The organism is Kitasatospora sp. NPDC056783 (assembly GCF_042789895.1).
In the GTDB taxonomy this organism is placed as follows: domain Bacteria; phylum Actinomycetota; class Actinomycetes; order Streptomycetales; family Streptomycetaceae; genus Kitasatospora.
In genome coordinates this window covers 1-15,227 of sequence record NZ_JBHUAF010000193.1, presented here as the reverse complement: position 1 = coordinate 15,227, position 15,227 = coordinate 1, and the positions used below count along the sequence as shown (strand labels likewise).

General features: G+C 75.3%; 14 protein-coding genes. 8 read left to right on the top strand and 6 right to left on the bottom strand.

The window, feature by feature from the left end:
- Both ACFRMQ_RS24900 and ACFRMQ_RS24895 read left to right on the top strand, forming a co-directional pair.
- Nucleotides 1–820 (top strand): non-ribosomal peptide synthetase (locus ACFRMQ_RS24900; protein WP_380732822.1); only part of this gene is annotated, 820 nt, incomplete at its 5' end.
- Nucleotides 817–3,624, top strand: coding sequence for a condensation domain-containing protein (locus ACFRMQ_RS24895; RefSeq protein WP_380732821.1), 2,808 nt, complete (start codon nt 817–819; stop codon nt 3,622–3,624). The genes ACFRMQ_RS24900 and ACFRMQ_RS24895, both read left to right, overlap by 4 nt.
- A gap of 49 nt (nt 3,625–3,673) precedes the next feature.
- Here ACFRMQ_RS24895 and ACFRMQ_RS24890 read toward each other — a convergent pair whose 3' ends face one another.
- On the bottom strand, nt 3,674–4,138 hold the full coding sequence (locus ACFRMQ_RS24890; protein ID WP_380732820.1) for a hypothetical protein: 465 nt from the start codon (nt 4,136–4,138) through the stop codon (nt 3,674–3,676).
- A 164-nt stretch (nt 4,139–4,302) separates the two neighbouring features.
- Here ACFRMQ_RS24890 and ACFRMQ_RS24885 point away from each other — a divergent pair, with 164 nt between their 5' ends.
- The gene (locus ACFRMQ_RS24885) at nt 4,303–4,737 is read left to right on the top strand and encodes an SDR family oxidoreductase (protein WP_380732819.1); all 435 of its coding nucleotides are present in this window, start codon (nt 4,303–4,305) and stop codon (nt 4,735–4,737) included.
- A gap of 48 nt (nt 4,738–4,785) precedes the next feature.
- Here the strand turns inward: ACFRMQ_RS24885 and ACFRMQ_RS24880 are convergent, their stop codons facing one another.
- From ACFRMQ_RS24880 to ACFRMQ_RS24870, 3 genes are read right to left on the bottom strand one after another with little or no spacing between them, the layout of a single operon-like run.
- On the bottom strand, nt 4,786–6,027 hold the full coding sequence (locus ACFRMQ_RS24880; RefSeq protein WP_380732823.1) for a VWA-like domain-containing protein: 1,242 nt from the start codon (nt 6,025–6,027) through the stop codon (nt 4,786–4,788).
- A 17-nt stretch (nt 6,028–6,044) separates the two neighbouring features.
- Nucleotides 6,045–7,268 (bottom strand): AAA family ATPase, encoded by a 1,224-nt coding sequence (locus tag ACFRMQ_RS24875; RefSeq protein ID WP_380732818.1) that lies wholly within the window; start codon nt 7,266–7,268, stop codon nt 6,045–6,047.
- A 52-nt stretch (nt 7,269–7,320) separates the two neighbouring features.
- Entirely contained in the window at nt 7,321–8,697 is a 1,377-nt protein-coding gene (locus tag ACFRMQ_RS24870) for a hypothetical protein (RefSeq protein ID WP_380732817.1), read from the bottom strand.
- A 424-nt stretch (nt 8,698–9,121) separates the two neighbouring features.
- Between ACFRMQ_RS24870 and ACFRMQ_RS24865 the strand changes: the two genes are divergently transcribed.
- Nucleotides 9,122–9,724: a DUF1772 domain-containing protein gene (locus ACFRMQ_RS24865; RefSeq protein WP_380732816.1), complete on the top strand. Its 603-nt coding sequence runs from the start codon at nt 9,122–9,124 to the stop codon at nt 9,722–9,724.
- A 235-nt stretch (nt 9,725–9,959) separates the two neighbouring features.
- Nucleotides 9,960–10,655: a polysaccharide deacetylase family protein gene (locus ACFRMQ_RS24860; RefSeq protein WP_380732815.1), complete on the top strand. Its 696-nt coding sequence runs from the start codon at nt 9,960–9,962 to the stop codon at nt 10,653–10,655.
- 383 nt (nt 10,656–11,038) lie between these two features.
- Here the strand turns inward: ACFRMQ_RS24860 and tpx are convergent, their stop codons facing one another.
- On the bottom strand, nt 11,039–11,539 hold the full coding sequence (gene tpx, locus ACFRMQ_RS24855; protein WP_380732814.1) for a thiol peroxidase: 501 nt from the start codon (nt 11,537–11,539) through the stop codon (nt 11,039–11,041).
- A gap of 517 nt (nt 11,540–12,056) precedes the next feature.
- Entirely contained in the window at nt 12,057–12,419 is a 363-nt protein-coding gene (locus ACFRMQ_RS24850) for a hypothetical protein (RefSeq protein ID WP_380732812.1), read from the bottom strand.
- Nucleotides 12,420–12,766: 347 nt separating this feature from the next.
- Between ACFRMQ_RS24850 and ACFRMQ_RS24845 the strand changes: the two genes are divergently transcribed.
- From ACFRMQ_RS24845 to ACFRMQ_RS24835, 3 genes are all read left to right on the top strand, one after another.
- Complete coding sequence (locus ACFRMQ_RS24845) at nt 12,767–13,063, top strand: ArsR/SmtB family transcription factor (RefSeq protein ID WP_380732811.1); 297 nt, start codon at nt 12,767–12,769, stop codon at nt 13,061–13,063.
- A gap of 286 nt (nt 13,064–13,349) precedes the next feature.
- On the top strand, nt 13,350–13,670 hold the full coding sequence (locus tag ACFRMQ_RS24840) for an ArsR/SmtB family transcription factor (protein ID WP_380732810.1): 321 nt from the start codon (nt 13,350–13,352) through the stop codon (nt 13,668–13,670).
- A 149-nt stretch (nt 13,671–13,819) separates the two neighbouring features.
- Nucleotides 13,820–15,043 (top strand): MFS transporter, encoded by a 1,224-nt coding sequence (locus ACFRMQ_RS24835; protein WP_380732809.1) that lies wholly within the window; start codon nt 13,820–13,822, stop codon nt 15,041–15,043.
- The last annotated feature ends 184 nt before the right edge of the window (nt 15,044–15,227 follow it).

The following is a 15,227-nucleotide window of genomic DNA, read 5'->3' as shown; positions in this document are numbered from 1 at the left end:
CTTCGGCGGCGCCCGCGCCCACGTCCTGGACGAGCGGCTCGCACCGGCGGCGCCGGGCGCCGCCGGCGAACTGTGGATCACCGGCGACCGGCTGGCCCTCGGCTACCTCGGCCGGCCGGAACTGACCGCCGAGCGCTTCCGCGAGCTGCCCGGCATCGGACGCGCCTACCGCAGCGGCGACCGGGTCCGCCGCCTCCCGGACGGCTCGTTGGAGTACCACGGACGCACCGACGACCAGGTCAAGGTGCGCGGCTACCGGATCGAACCGGGCGAGGTGGAGCACGCCCTGCTCCGACTGCCCGAGGTCGCCGAAGCCGCGGTCGTGGTCCGCCGGGCCGGACAGGCCGACGCCGCGCTCACCGCCTGCCTGGTGCTCTCGGAGGGGGCCCGCCCGGCCGTCGAAGCGCTGCGCGCCCGGCTCGCCGAGCACCTGCCCGCCCACCTGGTGCCCACCGCCTGGACCGTGCTCACCGCGCTGCCGCTGACCGGCAGCGGCAAGGTGGACCGGCGGGCACTCGCCGCCGACGAGCCGGCCGGGACGGGCCCGGCCGCCGAGGCCGAACTCGGCCCGATCCAGCAGGTCGTCGCCGAGGCGTGGAGCCGGGCCCTGGAACGCCCGATCACCGACCCGGGTGCCGACTTCCTCACCGAGGGCGGGCACTCGCTGCTCGCCATGTGGGTGGTGGACGACCTGCGGGAGGACCTCGGGGTCGAACTGTCGCTCGCCGACTTCCTCGCCCACCCGACCGTCGCCGCCCAGGCCGAGCTGCTGGAACGCGCCCTGCGGGCCGCCGACGACACCCCGGGAGCCGGCCGATGAGCACCGTCGACCAGAGCGACCTGCTGCGCCGCGCCCGAGGCCGCCGCGCCGCCACCGCCCCCGCCCACCCCGTCGCGGACGACGGCCCGGCCCCGCTGTCGCACGCCCAGCAGCGGATGTGGCTGATGGACCGCCTCGGCCAGGGCGGCGCCCTCTACAACGTGCCGATCGCCACCCGGGTGCGCGGTCCGCTCGATCACACGGCCCTCGCCACCGCGCTCGCCGGCCTGACCGAGCGGCACGCCGTCCTGCGCACCCGCTACCCGCACCGGGGCGACCAGCCGTACCAGCAGGTGGACCCGGTCACCCCGGTGCCGCTGCCGGTGCTGGACGCGACCGGCCCGGAGCGGCTCACCGAGGAGGCCGCCCGCCCGTTCGACCTCGCCACCGGCCCGGTGCTGCGCGCCCTGCTCCTGCGGCACGGACCCGAGGACCACACGCTTTTGCTGACGATTCATCACATCGCCGTGGACGGAGGTTCGTTGCGCTTCCTGGCCGCCGACCTCGCCGAGCTGTACCGCGCCGCGCGCGACGGCGGGCCGAACCGGCTCCCGGCGCCGGCTCCCGCGTACACCGACCACGCCCGCCAGGAGCGCGCCCGGGACACCGAGCTGACGGCCGCCGCCGCGACCCTCGCCGCGGGACTCTCCGGGGCGCGACCGCTGTCGCTGCTGCGGCCCGTCCCGCCCGGCGCCCGCGAGCGGCGCGCCGTGCTGCACACCGCCCCGCTGGAGCCGGCGGTCCTGGAACGGCTGCGCGGCCTCGGCGCGTGGCACGGCACCACGCTGTACACCGTCGTCCTCGCCGCCGCGTTCGCCGCACTGCACAACACCTCCGGGCAGGACGACCTCGTCCTGGGCTGCGCGAGCGGCCACCGAGCGCGGCCCGAGTTCCGTCGGACGGTCGGGCTCGCGGTCAACACCCTGGCCGTGCGGGCGAACCCGTCCGACGGAATGTCGTTCGCCGAACTGCTCGGCCTGGTCCGCGGCTCCCTGCTCGACGCGCAGCGCCACCACGAGGTGCCCCTCGACCTGGTGACCGAGCGGCTCGGCGCGGCCGCGCGCGGAGCGGACGGCACCCCGCTGCTCTCGGTCAGCTGCGACCTGCAGCAGATCGCCGACCCGCTGGTGCTGCCGGGCCTCGACACCGAGAACGTCGAACTCCACCTCGGACTGGCCAAGTTCGGCCTCACCCTGCTGGTGGAGGACCGCCCGGAGCCGCGCGTGCTCGTCCAGCACGACCGGGACGCGCTGGACCCGGACACCGCCGCCCGGCTGCTCGACGCCTTCGCCGCGCTGCTCGCCGCCGTGGCCGAGGATCCGGACCGGCCGCTGTCCGACCTGCCCGGCGAGCGACTGGTGGCCGCCGAACACCCGGTCGTGGAAGGCCTGTTGGCCGACCCGGCGGTGGTGGAGGCGGCCGTGGTCGAGAACCCCGACGGCCGGCCGCTCGCCTTCGCGGTGGTGCGCGGTCCGGTGGCCCCGAGCGGAACCGCCCTGCGGGACACCCTGCGCGGGCGCCTCCCGGCCGCCGGACTGCCGCGCGCGGTCACCCTGGTGGACGCCCTTCCGCGCCACCCCGACGGCACCCCCGTACGCGAACGGCTGCCCGGCGCGGCCGCTTCGGAGAAGGGCCCGGTGGACGTGGTGCGGGAGGTGTTCGGCGAGCTGTTGGGGGCGGTTCCGTCCGCTGACGGGGACTTCTTCGCGTCGGGTGGGCATTCGCTGGTCGCGGTGCGGCTCGCGGAGCGGTTGCGAACCCGGGTGGGGCTGCCGCTGACGGGTCTGGACATCCTGGAGCAGCGGACCCCGCGTGCGCTGGCCGTTCTGCTCGCCGCCCGGGCGGAGGAGCGCCGCGCCGCCCTGGCCCGGAGCGGCGCCCGCCCACGGAGCGCCGGCGCGCGGACCGGCACCGTCCTGCTCACCGGCGCCACCGGTGGGGTCGGCGCGGCGGTGCTCCGGGAGCTGATGGCCCAGGGGCGGCCGGTCCGGGTGCTGGTCCGGCCCGAGTCCGCGCACCTGGCCGCGCTCAACGGCGCCGAGGTGGCGGAGGGCGACCTCGGCGACCTCGACAGCCTGCGCCGGGCCGTCGAGGGCGTCGACGCCGTGATCCACTCCGCCTGCACCTTCACCGACCACGCCACCGACCTCGCGGCGATGCGCGCGCTGGTCGACGGCTGGCGCGGCGGCCCGTTCGTCTTCGTCAGCAGCATCGACGCGTACGGTCGCCCGGCGGGCACCGAGGTCCCCGACGGCGGGCCCGGCGGCGGGCCGGTCACCCCGTACGGGCAGGCGAAGCTGGACTGCGAGCGGATCCTCTTCGAGGCCGCCGCCACCGGCCGAGGCCGGGCCGTCGACGGCCGCGCCCAGGCCATCGCCGTCCGTGCCCCGATCGTCTGGGGGCCGCACCCCCGCCTGCGCGACCAGCTCCGCTGGGGCTCCACCACCGCCCTCTACCAGGCCGCCCTGGCCGGCCGGCCGATCGAGGTACCGGCCGGCGAGGCGTGGTCCGGCGCCTCCTGGGTGCACGCCGCCGCCCTGGCCCGCGCCCTGACCGCCTGTCTCGCCCCGGGCCACCCCGCCGCCGGCCGGGTCGTCAACGCGGTGAGCGGACACGTCTCCTGGGCCGACCTCGCCGCCGAACTGGTCCGGCTGCTCGGCTCCGCCGGCCCGATCCGCGCCACCCCCGACGCCGAGGAGGAACTCCGCCGCCCCTGGCGCTACCGGGCGGACACCCTGGCCGGCCCACTCGCCCCCGAACCGGGCGAGGACTGGCGCGACGTGCTGGCGGCCATGGTCCGCTGACGCCCGCCGCGGGCGGAGGAGCCGGGCCTGCCGGTCTCCTCCGCCCGCGTCAGCGGAGCCGGCGCAGGCGGGAGGCCGCGATGTTGCGGATGCGTCGGGCGCGGCCACCGTCGGCGAGCGGGGTCAGGACCCGCCGGGCCGAGGAGTCCCGGGCGAGGTGCTCCTGGAGCCAGCTGTCCGCGGTGAGCAACCGGCTCTCCTCCCACGGCTCGTCCAGGGTGATCGCCCGCAGCAGTGCCCAGTCCCGCAGCCGTCGCACCGCGAAGGGATCGCCCGCCACCGCGTCCGCCAGCTCCCGACGCCAGGCCGGGAAACCCGGGTCCGTCAGCAGCTCGGCCGCCCTCCGGTCCAGGTATTCGCAGACCGCGCTGCTGCCCATCGAGGGCTCCGGGTCGGTGAGCACCCGGGCCGCGAGGTCGGCCGCGTCCCCCGGTGCGACCTCCGCGAAGGCCCGGCGGTACCGGGCGAACCGCACGTGCTCGTCCGGCTCGAAGTCTTCCGGGTCGACCGCCACTGTCCCTGCCGCCGAGCTCTCCGCTTCCGTCCCGCCGTGGGCGGGGGCACCCACAGCCGGCCGGCGGCCCGATCCTCGCACAGCTCCGGCGATCTTCTTGACCTCAAGTCCGGTCGAACTCCTAACCTCGGCCCGATGGATCGTCAAGGGGCGGGAGTGGGGCAATGATTATGGTGACGGGCGCCACCGGCAACATCGGGAGGGCGCTGCTCGACGGCCTGGGCGCCTCCGGCGCGGGTCCCGTCCGGGGGCTCACCCGGGACGCCGCACGGGCACGGTTGCCCGCCGGGGTGGAGGTGTGCGAGGGCGACTTCGCCGACCCGGCCTCCCTGGCGCCCGCCCTCGACGGGGCGCGCGCGCTGTTCCTGGTGTCGCGGATCGGCTCCGACGTGTCCGTCGCGGGCATCGGCCGGGAGGAGGCCCGTCGGCAGCTGGCCGCCGTCCTGGGAGCCGAGGCCGCGGACGCGGTGCTCGACCTGACGGGCGGGGACGTCAACGACGAGCTGCTGGCGGTGCGCGACACCGTCGAGCGGGTCACCGGATCGGCGGCCCGGCCGTTCCACCACTGGGTCTCCGAGCACCTCGCCGCCTTCCGCTGAACGGCTGAGCCGCTGAACCGACTCCCGTCCCCGCCCCGGCCCCGCCGCTCAGCCGATGGTCACCACCCGGGCCCACTCCGGCGGGTCGTCCGGCCGGTAGTCCGGGTCGTGCTCGGTGTACCGGCTCGGCCGCGGGAAGAGCCCGACCACCGTCCGGCAGGGCGGGGCGACGTCGGGCCACGGGGTCTGGCCGTCGGTCAGGACCACCACCACGTCCGGGCGGGGGAGGGCGCGCAGGGCGGTGCGAAGGCCCGCGCGCAGGTCGGTGCCGCCACCGCCGATCAGCGGGATGCCCTCGGCCCGGCAGAGCCCGTGGACGGCCTGGGTGGCGGCGTCGCAGGAGACCACCCGGACCTGGTCGCGGCGACCGCCGACGGCCCGGCCGATCGCCGCGACCTCCAGCAGCGCACTGCCCAGCTCGTCGTCCGAGACCGACCCGGAGGTGTCGATCACCACCGTGACCCTCGGTGGGCGCCGCCGCAGGCTCGGCAGCAGCACGCCCGGCACCCCGGCCGATCGGCGGGCGGGGCGGCCGTAGCTGTAGTCCTCGCCCGCGCCGGGGCCGCAGACCGCCGAGCGCACCGCCGCGCCCAGCAACCGCCGCCAGGGCTGCGGCGGGTGGAACGCCTCCTCGGCCCAGCGCTTCCAGCCCGCCGGGGCGCTGCCCGGGCGGCCCCGGATGCCCTCGGCGACCCGGAAGCGGACGGCGTCGCGCTCCTCCGGGGCGAGCCCGTGGGCGCCGTCGGGGCCCAGCTCCCACGGGCGGCGCAGGCCGTCGGCGCCGCTGCCGCAGTCCAGCCAGGCCGCCTCCAGGTCGCGCGGGTCGAGCCGGAACCCGCGCAGGTAGTCCTCCATGAGCAGGCCGTCCGGCAGCCGCAACGCCTCCGGCCGGACGGCGCCCGCCGGAAGGACCAGCCCGTCTCCCTCCACGTCGTCGTTGATCTCGCAGTCGGCGGCGATGTTCATCCGCAGCCGGGCACCGGGGCCCTCCATGCCCAGGTCCCGGGCGAGGCGGTCGCCGCGGCCGTGGTGGTCGCGCAGCAGGTGCGAGACCTCGTGCACCCAGACTCCGGCCAACTCCTCCACCGGGGTGCGGGCGACGAACGCCGGTGCGGCGTAGCAGCGCCAGTACCGGTCCACGGCCATGGTCGGCACCTGCCGGGACTCCACCAGGTGGAGCGCGAACAGCGCCGTGGCCAGGTACGGCCGGACCCGGGCGGCGTGCAGCCGGGCGGCGTACAGCTTCTCGACGTCCAACGGCGCCGGGGTGCCCGCCGGTGTGCTCCTCACGGCGCCCACGGCGCCGCTCACCGTCGCACCGTCCGGGGCCCCAGCGCGCCGACGAGGTCGGCCCGGCGGGAGACCGCCAGCGCCGGGGCGAGCCGCTCGATCGCCGCCGGCACGTCCCAGTCCTCCCGGCGCAGTGAGGCCAGGGTGGTGGCCGGGACGACCACCAGGTCCGGCGCGCCGGACTCCAGTGCCCGGACGAGCAGCGCCCAGGCCGCGTCCCAGCGCGAGCGGTCCGGCCGGTTGCGCACCGCGGCGACGACCCCGTCCAGCACCGCCTGGCGCAGGTCCCCGCGCTCGGGCAGCTCCGCGCGGGCCGGGTCGGCCAGCAGGTCCTCCGGGTCGGGCAGGTCCATCCGGTCCATGTGCGCCATCAGCTCCAGCCCCGGGCCGTCCCCGACGGTGCCGCGGACCAGCAGCGACAGCACCTCCCGGTCGGAGCCGGCCGCCGTCGCGAAGGCGATCAGCCGCAGCGTCATGTCCCAGCTGCGCGGGGACGGCCAGGCGCCGCCGCGCCGGGTCTCGGTGGTGGGCAGCCGGTGCACCAGCTCGGGACGGGCCGTCAGCAGCCCGCACACCGCGTGCCGGGCCAGTGCGACGGCCTCCGGCAGTGCCCGCGGATCGAGCCGGGGCAGGGTGGCCACCGGCCAGACGCCGCCGAGGCCGCGCACCACCACCTCGTGGTCGTGCACCCACTGGAGGTGGACGAAACGGTTGGCCAGCGGCGCGCTCAGCTCCCAGCCGTCGGCCGCCGAGGAGCGGGGGTTGGCGGCCGCCACGATCCGCACCCCCGGGGGGAGCCGCAGGCTGCCGACGCGCCGCTCCAGGACCAGGCGCAGCAGGGCTGCCTGGACGGCGGGCGGCGCGGTGGACAGCTCGTCCAGGAACAGCAGCCCGTGTCCGGCCCGCACCAGGCGCACCGCCCAGTCCGGCGGGGCCATCGGGACGCCCTGCCGCGCCGGGTCGTCGCCGAGGACGGGCAGCCCGGAGAAGTCGGAGGGCTCGTGGACGCTGGCGATCACCGTCGTGAGCGGCAGTTCCAGGGCCTCGGCGAGCTGGTTGAGCGCGGCCGTCTTGCCGATGCCGGGCTCGCCCCAGAGCAGCACGGGAAGGTCGGCGGCGACGGCGAGGGTGAGCGCCTCCAGCTGGGTGTCGGAGCGGGGTTCGGTGCTGGTGTCGTCGAGCAGGTCGAGCAGTCGGCGGGCGACGTCGAGACGAGGGGCTTCGAGGGTGTGCGTGGGCATGGGTGATCACCTCAAGTGGTCTGGTGCGCAAGGAGGTCGGAGCCGTGCGGCGTCAGCGTGTGTACGCCATGCGGGGATGGTCCCGGAAGGAGGAGTGGCGAGGTCGCGGGCGGTCGGCGGGGAAGGCGGTGGGGCGGGAACCGAAACGCGCGCGGGGCAGCAGGTAGGCGACGGGCCGGGTGGCCCCGGTCAGACCCGCCCGGTAGAGGCCGTAGACGATCCGCCGTCGGGCGGCCGCCGTCAGCTCGTCCCGCAGCGGGCCGTCGCGCAGCACCGCCTCCGGGCCGATCAGGGCCTCGACCGCGGCCAGCGCCCCGGCGGTGTCGCCGTGGTCCAACCGCTCCCGCACACCGGACAGTTCGTTCGGACTCCGGTGGGCCAGGTCGATCGCCCGCAGACAGGGCAGCGGGGTCCCGGACAGCTCGGCCAGCAGTTCCTCGCGGCGCAGCTCGGCAGGGTCGTGGTCGAGCGGGACGAGCACCCCGTCGACCAGCCCGATCCGGTGCCACGCCCCGCGGCACTCCACCATCCGCCGGTGCCGGGGACCGGCCGCCGCCCGTGCCGGGACCGAGTGCCCGGGCGCCAGCGCGGCCGCCACCAGCGGGTGCAGCCGGTGGGCCTCGATCGCACCGCTGCGGAGCAGATCGAGGTCGGGCGGCACCCAGGTCGCGGCATCGGGCAGCAGCGGCAGCCCCGAGGTGTCCCCGAAGGCCTCCGCCACCGAGCCGTCCGGCCCGATCAGCAGCCGCCGTCGGCGCCCCAGCCGCACCACGACGGGCCCGGCGGGGAGCCCTTCGGCGCGCAGCAGCAGCCCGGCTTCGGCGGCCCAGCGGTCGACCGCCCAGGATGGCTCGGCGAGGCCAGGACCCTGGCCAGGACCGCCCGTTGGTGGAGCCGCACCGGACCGGGCGGCCAGCTCGGCGCTGCGCCCGGCGTCCCAGAGGTGCCGGTGCAGGTCGAGGCGGAACCGTCGGCTCGGGTGCGGATGCGGGTGCGGCGACCGGCCGTCGCCCGCGGAGCCGTCCCGGAGGGCCAGGCTGATCCGCTGCCCGTACTCCGCCCAGGCGGGCGGGGTGCGGACCACGAGAACGGCCGGTCGCTCGCCCGGATAGCGGGCCAGTGGAACGGTGATCCCGGGCCGCAGCAGCCCGTCCGGGGCGGACCTCGGCAGGTGCCAGCGCAGCAAGTCCGGTGCGAGGCGGCGGAGATCGTTCCGCACCCGGTCGGCGAGCTCCCGGCCGTGGACGCGGGCGACGTCCCGAGGGCGGACGTCGACCTCGACGTGGGCGGCGGCGCAGGCCCCGGCCCAGTCGCCGGCCAGCCGGCGGGCCGTGGCGGATTCGATCATGGAGGGCGGAACCGCGTACTCGCGTACGCGCCGCCAGAAGGAGATGCGGGAGTCGTTCCCGTGCGCGGGGTGAGTGGGCATCAGCACGCACTCTTCGCGGACGGGACCCCCATTCTGTGAGCAGGGTGAGTGGTCATCGCCGGGGAGCATAGCGCCCCGCGCCGCCGCCCGCCACACCGTTCCGCTCCCCGGCCGCGCGCTCGAAGCCGGCTGGAGACGGGGTCGAGACGGGTGGTTCGTGACGGCCTGGGTGTGTTCTGGTGGGCGCGGAGGACATCGCGGATGTGGCGGGGGGAGTTGCCGGCGGCGGTCGGTCGTGAGGTGCGCGCGTGGCCACCCTCACCGGCAACACCTGCCGTCCGTGCGGCAGTTCGGAAGATCGTCGGTGCCGTCCGGCACCGCCCCCTGACCGACCGGCCGGTCGGGGGTGGTGAGGAGGCCGGTGGCCCGGACGCCGGGAGAGTCCCCGCACCGGGCGGGGACCGGGGAGACCGAAGGAATACCCATGCGCTCGAATCAGACCGCGACCCCTGCTTCCTGCACCACCGCACAGCCCTTCACCGGCCTCGCGCCGGGCGGCGCGGCCTCGGCCGTACCCGGCACCCGGAGCAAGGCCGCCGGGCCGCTCCTGGCGGGTGCCACCATCACGATGGGCCTGATGGCGGGCCTGTTCTTCGCCTTCGACGTCTCGGTGATGCCGGGCCTGGCGGCCGGCGACGACCGCACCTATGTGACGGCGATGCAGCACATCAACAAGGCCATCGACGGGAACGGGCTGTTCGGCCTGGTCTTCGTCGGCGCGTTCCTCGCCACCGGCGTCGCCTCCTGGCTGCTGCACAAGGCCGGCCGGCGCCGGGCGGCGCTGTGGGCGGCGGGCGCGACGGCGCTCTACGCGGTGGCGCTGATCGTCACCATGGGCGTCGACATCCCGCTGAACAACGAGCTGGCGGCGGCCGGCGACGCGTCCCGGATCCACGACCTCGCCGCCGTGCGGGCCAAGTTCGCGGACACCTGGGTGCCGGTCACCATGCTCCGCACCGCGCTGTGCACCGGCGGTCTGCTCGCGCTGACCCGCTCGCTGGTGCTCCACGGCCGCGCGGAGCGCTGAACGGCGCCCCCCGCACCACGGCTCCGGGCGCACCGCGCCGGGGCCTTCAACGTTCCCGGGGCCTGTTCTCTGGCCCTGTTCCTCGGTCCCGTTCCTCGGTCCCGTTCCCCGGCCCCGGGCTCCGGCTCCGCCGCTGGCCGATTCCGTTCGCTCGCGACCGGCGGAGGGTCGCGGCGGACGGGCCGTCCGGAGCAGACTGGCCGCGGCACCGGAGTTCCTACCTCAGGGGGCGGGCATGTCCGTACGACCCGGCAGGCGCACGGCGGTCGGCAGGTTCAGGACCGCGGTCGGCGCGCTCGTCGTCGCCCTGGCGGCGGGAGCGGCGGTCACCCTGCCCGCCGCCGAGGCGCAGGCGGCCGGCCCCAGGGCCGCCAAGGTCGTCTACCTGACCTTCGACGACGGCCCCAGCCCCGCCTACACGCCCAAGGTCCTGGCGACGCTGGCCCGTTACGGGGTGCGCGCGACCTTCTTCGAGATCGGGCAGAACGTCGCCGCCCACCCCTCGGTGACCAAGCAGGTCGCCAGGGCGGGCCACAGCGTGCAGAACCACACCTGGTCGCACCCGGACCTGCGCAGGCTCTCCGCCTCCGCGCTCAACGCCCAACTGGCCGACACCGACAGGGCCGTTCGCGCGCAGACCGGCCGTACCCCGAGCTGCCTGCGCCCGCCGTACGGCTCGGTCAACAGCACGGTGCGGTCGAAGGCCGCGGCACTCGGCAAGCAGGTGGTGCTCTGGTCGGTGGACCCGGCGGACTGGTCCCGGCCCGGCACGGCGGCGATCACGTCGCGGGTGCTGGACAACGTCCGCCCGGGGTCGGTGATCCTGTTGCACGACGGCGGCGGGGACCGCGGCCAGACGGTGGCCGCGCTGCCGTCGATCATCTCCACGCTCAAGGCGCGCGGTTACGGATTCGCCGCCCTCTGCGGCTGACCGGCTGACCGGCTGACCGGCCGATCCGGTCGGCCGCGGAGGACGGTTTCGGTCGTGCTCGGGGCTACGTGTCCGGGGGCTACGTGCCCGGGGCTTCGCCGGCGCGGTGGTTCAAGCTCTGCCCGTTGAGGACCAGCGCCCAGGCGAGACAGCCCAGGGCGGCGGTCGACAGCAGCGCGCGCGGCACGTTGAAGCGCACCCAGCGCGCTGGTGGCCCTGTCTCTGTCAGCGGTCTACCGATGCCTCCGGTCCGGTGACACCACCCCCCGGATCACGCGAACTACAGGGGGAACAGTCGTGCCGGGCCGGAGGCCGGGAGCCCCGTTGCGGGGCCACGAAGAAGGTAACGGGGTTCCGTGGCGGGCCGCTGGCGGTGTGGTGGGTTAGTTGAGGGTGGTGAGTGCGGCTTCGTAGTTCGGTTCGTGGGTGATCTCGGTGACGAGTTCGGTGTGCAGGACGGTGTCGTTTTCGTCGAGGACGATGACGGCGCGGGCGGTCAGTCCGGCGAGTGGGCCGTCGGTGATCGCCACGCCGTAGGTGTCGTGGAAGTCGCGTCCGCGCAGGGTGGAGAGGGTCTTGACGTTCTCCAGGCCTTCGGCGCCGCAGAAGCGGGCCTGTGCGAAGGGCAGGTCGGCGGACACGCACAGCACGACGGTGTTGTCGAGTGAGGCGGCTTCGGTGTTGAAGGTGCGTACCGAGGCGGCGCAGGTGGGGGTGTCGATGCTGGGGAAGATGTTCAGGACCTTGCGGCGGCCGGCGAAGTCCTTGAGGGACACGTCCGCGAGTCCTTCGCCGACCAGGGTGAATCCGGGGGCCTGGGTGCCGGTGGCCGGCAGCGTGCCGTCGACCTGTACGGGGTTGCCCTTCAGTGTGACCTGAGCCATGGAAAGCCTCCTAGCAGTGGTATGCGGGGTGCAGCGCCGCCGATCCTACTGCCCGTTGCCCGCCCTGGGGGCGGGTGGCCGGTGAAGGGGTAGTGCGGGCGGGCGGTGGGGTGCGGAGGCGATGGCCGGGCGTCTGTGCGGTGGGCGGTGGTCGTCGGCCGGGCGGCCTGGCGGGGGTGTTCCGGGGGCTCTGCGGGGCGGCGGTCCGCGCGGTTGGTGCGGGCCGTGCCGGTTCCCGCCCGGGTCCGCCAGGTGGGGGAAGGCCGGGGTCCGGGGCGTGGTGAGGCGGGTGCCTGCCGGGTTCCGCGGTGTCCTTTTGGCGGCCGGACTCCCGCGCGCCGTGCCCCGCCCGCTCTGCCCGGGTCCGTCCGCTTCTGCCTTGTGCCGCGTCCGTCCGCTTCCGTCCCGCCCGGTGCCGCTCCGGGTTCGTTGTGAGTGTGTCCGCCCCGCGGTGTCCGCCGGGTGGCGGGCATGGCGGGGCGGACGGTGCGTCACCCCCGGGGGGCCGGGGAGTGGGTCAGTTGAAGACCAGGATGTCGGTGCGCATCGGCAGCGGGCTGTTCCAGCCGATGTTGATCTTGAAGGTGACGATGCCGTTGCCGGGGGCGATGCTCGAGACCTGGAAGGGCGCGGCGCCGACGAACCGGTTGTTGTTGGAGTCGATCTCGGAGGCCGTGATCACGACCGTCGAGTCGGTCCCGATGACGTTCCACGGGATCTGGAGGTTGAACGTCCCGTTGCCCGGGCTCCAGAACACCCAGCCCCGCCACGCGGCGTTGAGGTTGCCGCCGATGGCCGCGAGGTGCTCCTCGTGGCGGGCGGACTGCAGGCCCTGCGTGATCCGCGGGATCCGGGTGGCGGTGGGTTCGGTGGCGGTCATGGCGGCTCTCCTCGCGCCGGGAGAGCCCTCCACGAGCTCTCCGGATACTCAGAGTGTCGAATGTTGTGCACAGAGTGACAATCGCCCGTGCGGGTGAACCGCCGGCGCGTTGGCGCGCCACCCGCGCCGCCGTGTCGTATGGTTGTGCGCCGCCCGGCGCGCACCGCGTGCCGCCGCTCTCCGTTCCTTCGTCACCGGCCCGCCTGCCGGTCCGCCGGTCCGTCCGCCTGCCTGTCGGCTGTCTGCCCGCCGCCCGTCCCCCCGGCCTCCGCCGTCGGCCGTTCGTCGTCTTGGGTCTGACGGGTAGGTATTTGATAGGCAAGCGGTGGCTTGCCTATGGTGGAGTGGTGGCGGACGATGGTGTGTGGAGGGCGCTGGCGGATCCCACTCGGCGTCTGATCCTGGACGAGCTGGCCGAGTGTGACGGTCAGTCGTTGTCGGGGATCTGTGCGCGTCTGGCCACCCGGCACGCGCTGGGTCTGACCCGGCAGGCGGTCAGTCAGCACCTGGCGGTGCTGGAGGCGGCCGGTCTGGTATGGGTGCGGCGTCGGGGCCGTTACCGGCTGCACGACCTGAACACCGCGCCGCTGGAGCGTCTCGCCGTCCGCTGGCTGGCGCCCGATCCGGCCGGGGATGCCCCGTGAGGCCGGCCCGCGCGGCCCGGGGTCCCGTCCGTCGCTGACCGGTCCCGCCCCGGTCCCGCCCCGGTCCCGTCCCAGTTTTGTCCGGCGCCGCCCGGCCCGCCGTCGCTCGTTTCCCTTTCGCCCGCCCCGGCCCCGCCGTCCTGCCGTGGCTCGCCCCGCTGCCGTCCGTCCCGCCGTCCCGCCGTCCGTGCGTGCTGCCGGGTGTCGGGTCCCGCGTTTGACACTCCGTGACGTATCCAGAATATTGGATACGTCCTCGAGGGGCCGGACGGCGGAAGGAGTGCGTGTGGTGGACCTCGACCCGCTGGCCGTGCACAAGGCGCTCGCCAACCCGGCGCGCGCGGATTTCCTGCGCTGGCTCAAGACGCCCGAACGCTACTTCGACGAGGCGTACTACCACGAGCGCGGCGTCGGTTTCCATATCGGCGTGTGTGTCACCGACATCCGCGAACGTTCCGGGCTGGCTCAGTCGGTGGTCTCCGGCTACCTGCAGATCCTGCGCGACGCGGGTCTGCTGGTGTCCGAGCGTGTCGGCAAGTGGACTTTCTACCGGCGTGACGAGGAGACCATCGCGGCGTTCGCCGCGTACGCGCGTGACGAACTCTGACCCCCGCCACCCCCGCCGCCTCTGACCCCCGCTGTCACCCTCGCCACCCGCTACCCCCGTGCGAGGGCGCCCGTGGAGCGCCCTCGCCGAATTTTTCCCCGAACACATCCAATTATCTAGATTAGTGAATCCGTACTGGAGGGTTGTCCGTGTCCCGTACCGCTGCCGCCCCCGCCGCTTTGGCCGTACCGGTCCTGGCGCTGGGCGTGTTCGGCATCATCACCACCGAGATGGGCGTGGTGGGTGTCCTGCCCGCGCTGGCCGAGCGCCTGCACACCACCCCTGCCGCGGCCGGCACCCTGGTGGGGGCCTTTGCCCTGACCGTCGCGGTCACCGGACCCGTCGGTGTCCTGTTCGCCTCCCGGTGGCGCCGCAAGAGTGTCCTGGCCGCCGCGCTGGCCGTCTTCGCCGCCGCTAACGTCGTCTACGCGCTCGCTGGTTCCTACCCTCTCGTCCTGGCCTGGCGGATCATCCCGGCCTTGTTCCATCCCGTTTTCTTCGCTCTGGCTCTGACCGCCGCGACCCGCCTGGCCGCTCCCGGCAAGGCGGCGCGTGCCGCTACGACCGTCTTCGCGGGTGTCAGTGCCGGTTTCGCGTTCGGAGTGCCCCTCACCACGTTCCTCGCCGACCGCTTCTCACCGCCGGCCGCGTTCTGGTGTGCCGCCGCGGTCAACCTCCTCGCCTGTGCCGGTGTCCTCGTCTTCTTCCCCGATCTGCCCGAAACCCGGCGGCCGACCTACGCCGGACAGCTGGGTATCCTGCGCCGGGGCCGGCTGTGGCTGTCGGTGGCCGCCGTGACCCTGTTGTTCGCCGCGTTGTTCAGCGGCTACGGCTACATCGCCGAGTTCCTGCAGAACGTCACCGGCCTCAGTGCCTCCCTCACCGGCCCCGTCCTGATGGCCTTCGGTATCGTCATGACCGCCGGGAACACGTTCTTCGGCCGTCTGCTGGAACGCGCGCCGCTTGGCACCGTCACCGTCTACCCGCTCCTGTGTCTCGTCCTCTACCTCCTGCTCGACGCGGCCGGCCCCTACCGTGCCCCGATGCTCGCCGGCGTCCTGCTGTGGGGCGCCGTCCACTCCGGGGGCCTGGCCGTCGCCCAGTCCCACCTCGCCCGTGACGCCACCGACGCCCCCGAGTTCGGCAACAGTCTCTTCATCTCCTTCTCCAACCTGGGCATCACCCTGGGCACCGCTCTGGGCGGTGCCGTCACCGCCACCGCCGGTCCCCGTCACCTGCCCCTGGCCGGCGCCGTCCTCGCCCTGGCCGCCCTCGCCGCCGTCCTCGTGCGCCGCCGTCTGGGCCCCGGCCCCCGCCCGGCCGGCGCCCCGGCCGCCGCGCAGGACCGGCCCGCCCCCGTTCCGGCGCCCTGAACCCGCGCCCGCGCCCCCCTTCCCCTCTCCGGGAAGGGGGGCGTCGCCGCCGCGCAGGACCGGCCCGCCCCCGTTCCGGCGCCCTGAACCCGCGCCGCGCCTCCCGGGAAGGGGGCGCGGCGTGCCGGCGGCCGTGGGGGCGTCGTTGTTTCCGGCCCGCACGTGGCCGGGGCGGAAGGCGCGG

Excerpts from the sequence above, each read along its gene's own strand:
- ACFRMQ_RS24895 (WP_380732821.1), top strand. The coding sequence starts at position 817 with ATGAGCACCGTCGACCAGAGCGACCTGCTGCGCCGCGCCCGAGGCCGC.
- ACFRMQ_RS24885 (WP_380732819.1), top strand. The coding sequence starts at position 4,303 with ATGATTATGGTGACGGGCGCCACCGGCAACATCGGGAGGGCGCTGCTC.
- ACFRMQ_RS24875 (WP_380732818.1), bottom strand. The coding sequence starts at position 7,268 with ATGCCCACGCACACCCTCGAAGCCCCTCGTCTCGACGTCGCCCGCCGA.
- ACFRMQ_RS24870 (WP_380732817.1), bottom strand. The coding sequence starts at position 8,697 with ATGCCCACTCACCCCGCGCACGGGAACGACTCCCGCATCTCCTTCTGG.
- ACFRMQ_RS24865 (WP_380732816.1), top strand. The coding sequence starts at position 9,122 with ATGCGCTCGAATCAGACCGCGACCCCTGCTTCCTGCACCACCGCACAG.
- ACFRMQ_RS24860 (WP_380732815.1), top strand. The coding sequence starts at position 9,960 with ATGTCCGTACGACCCGGCAGGCGCACGGCGGTCGGCAGGTTCAGGACC.
- tpx (WP_380732814.1), bottom strand. The coding sequence starts at position 11,539 with ATGGCTCAGGTCACACTGAAGGGCAACCCCGTACAGGTCGACGGCACG.
- ACFRMQ_RS24850 (WP_380732812.1), bottom strand. The coding sequence starts at position 12,419 with ATGACCGCCACCGAACCCACCGCCACCCGGATCCCGCGGATCACGCAG.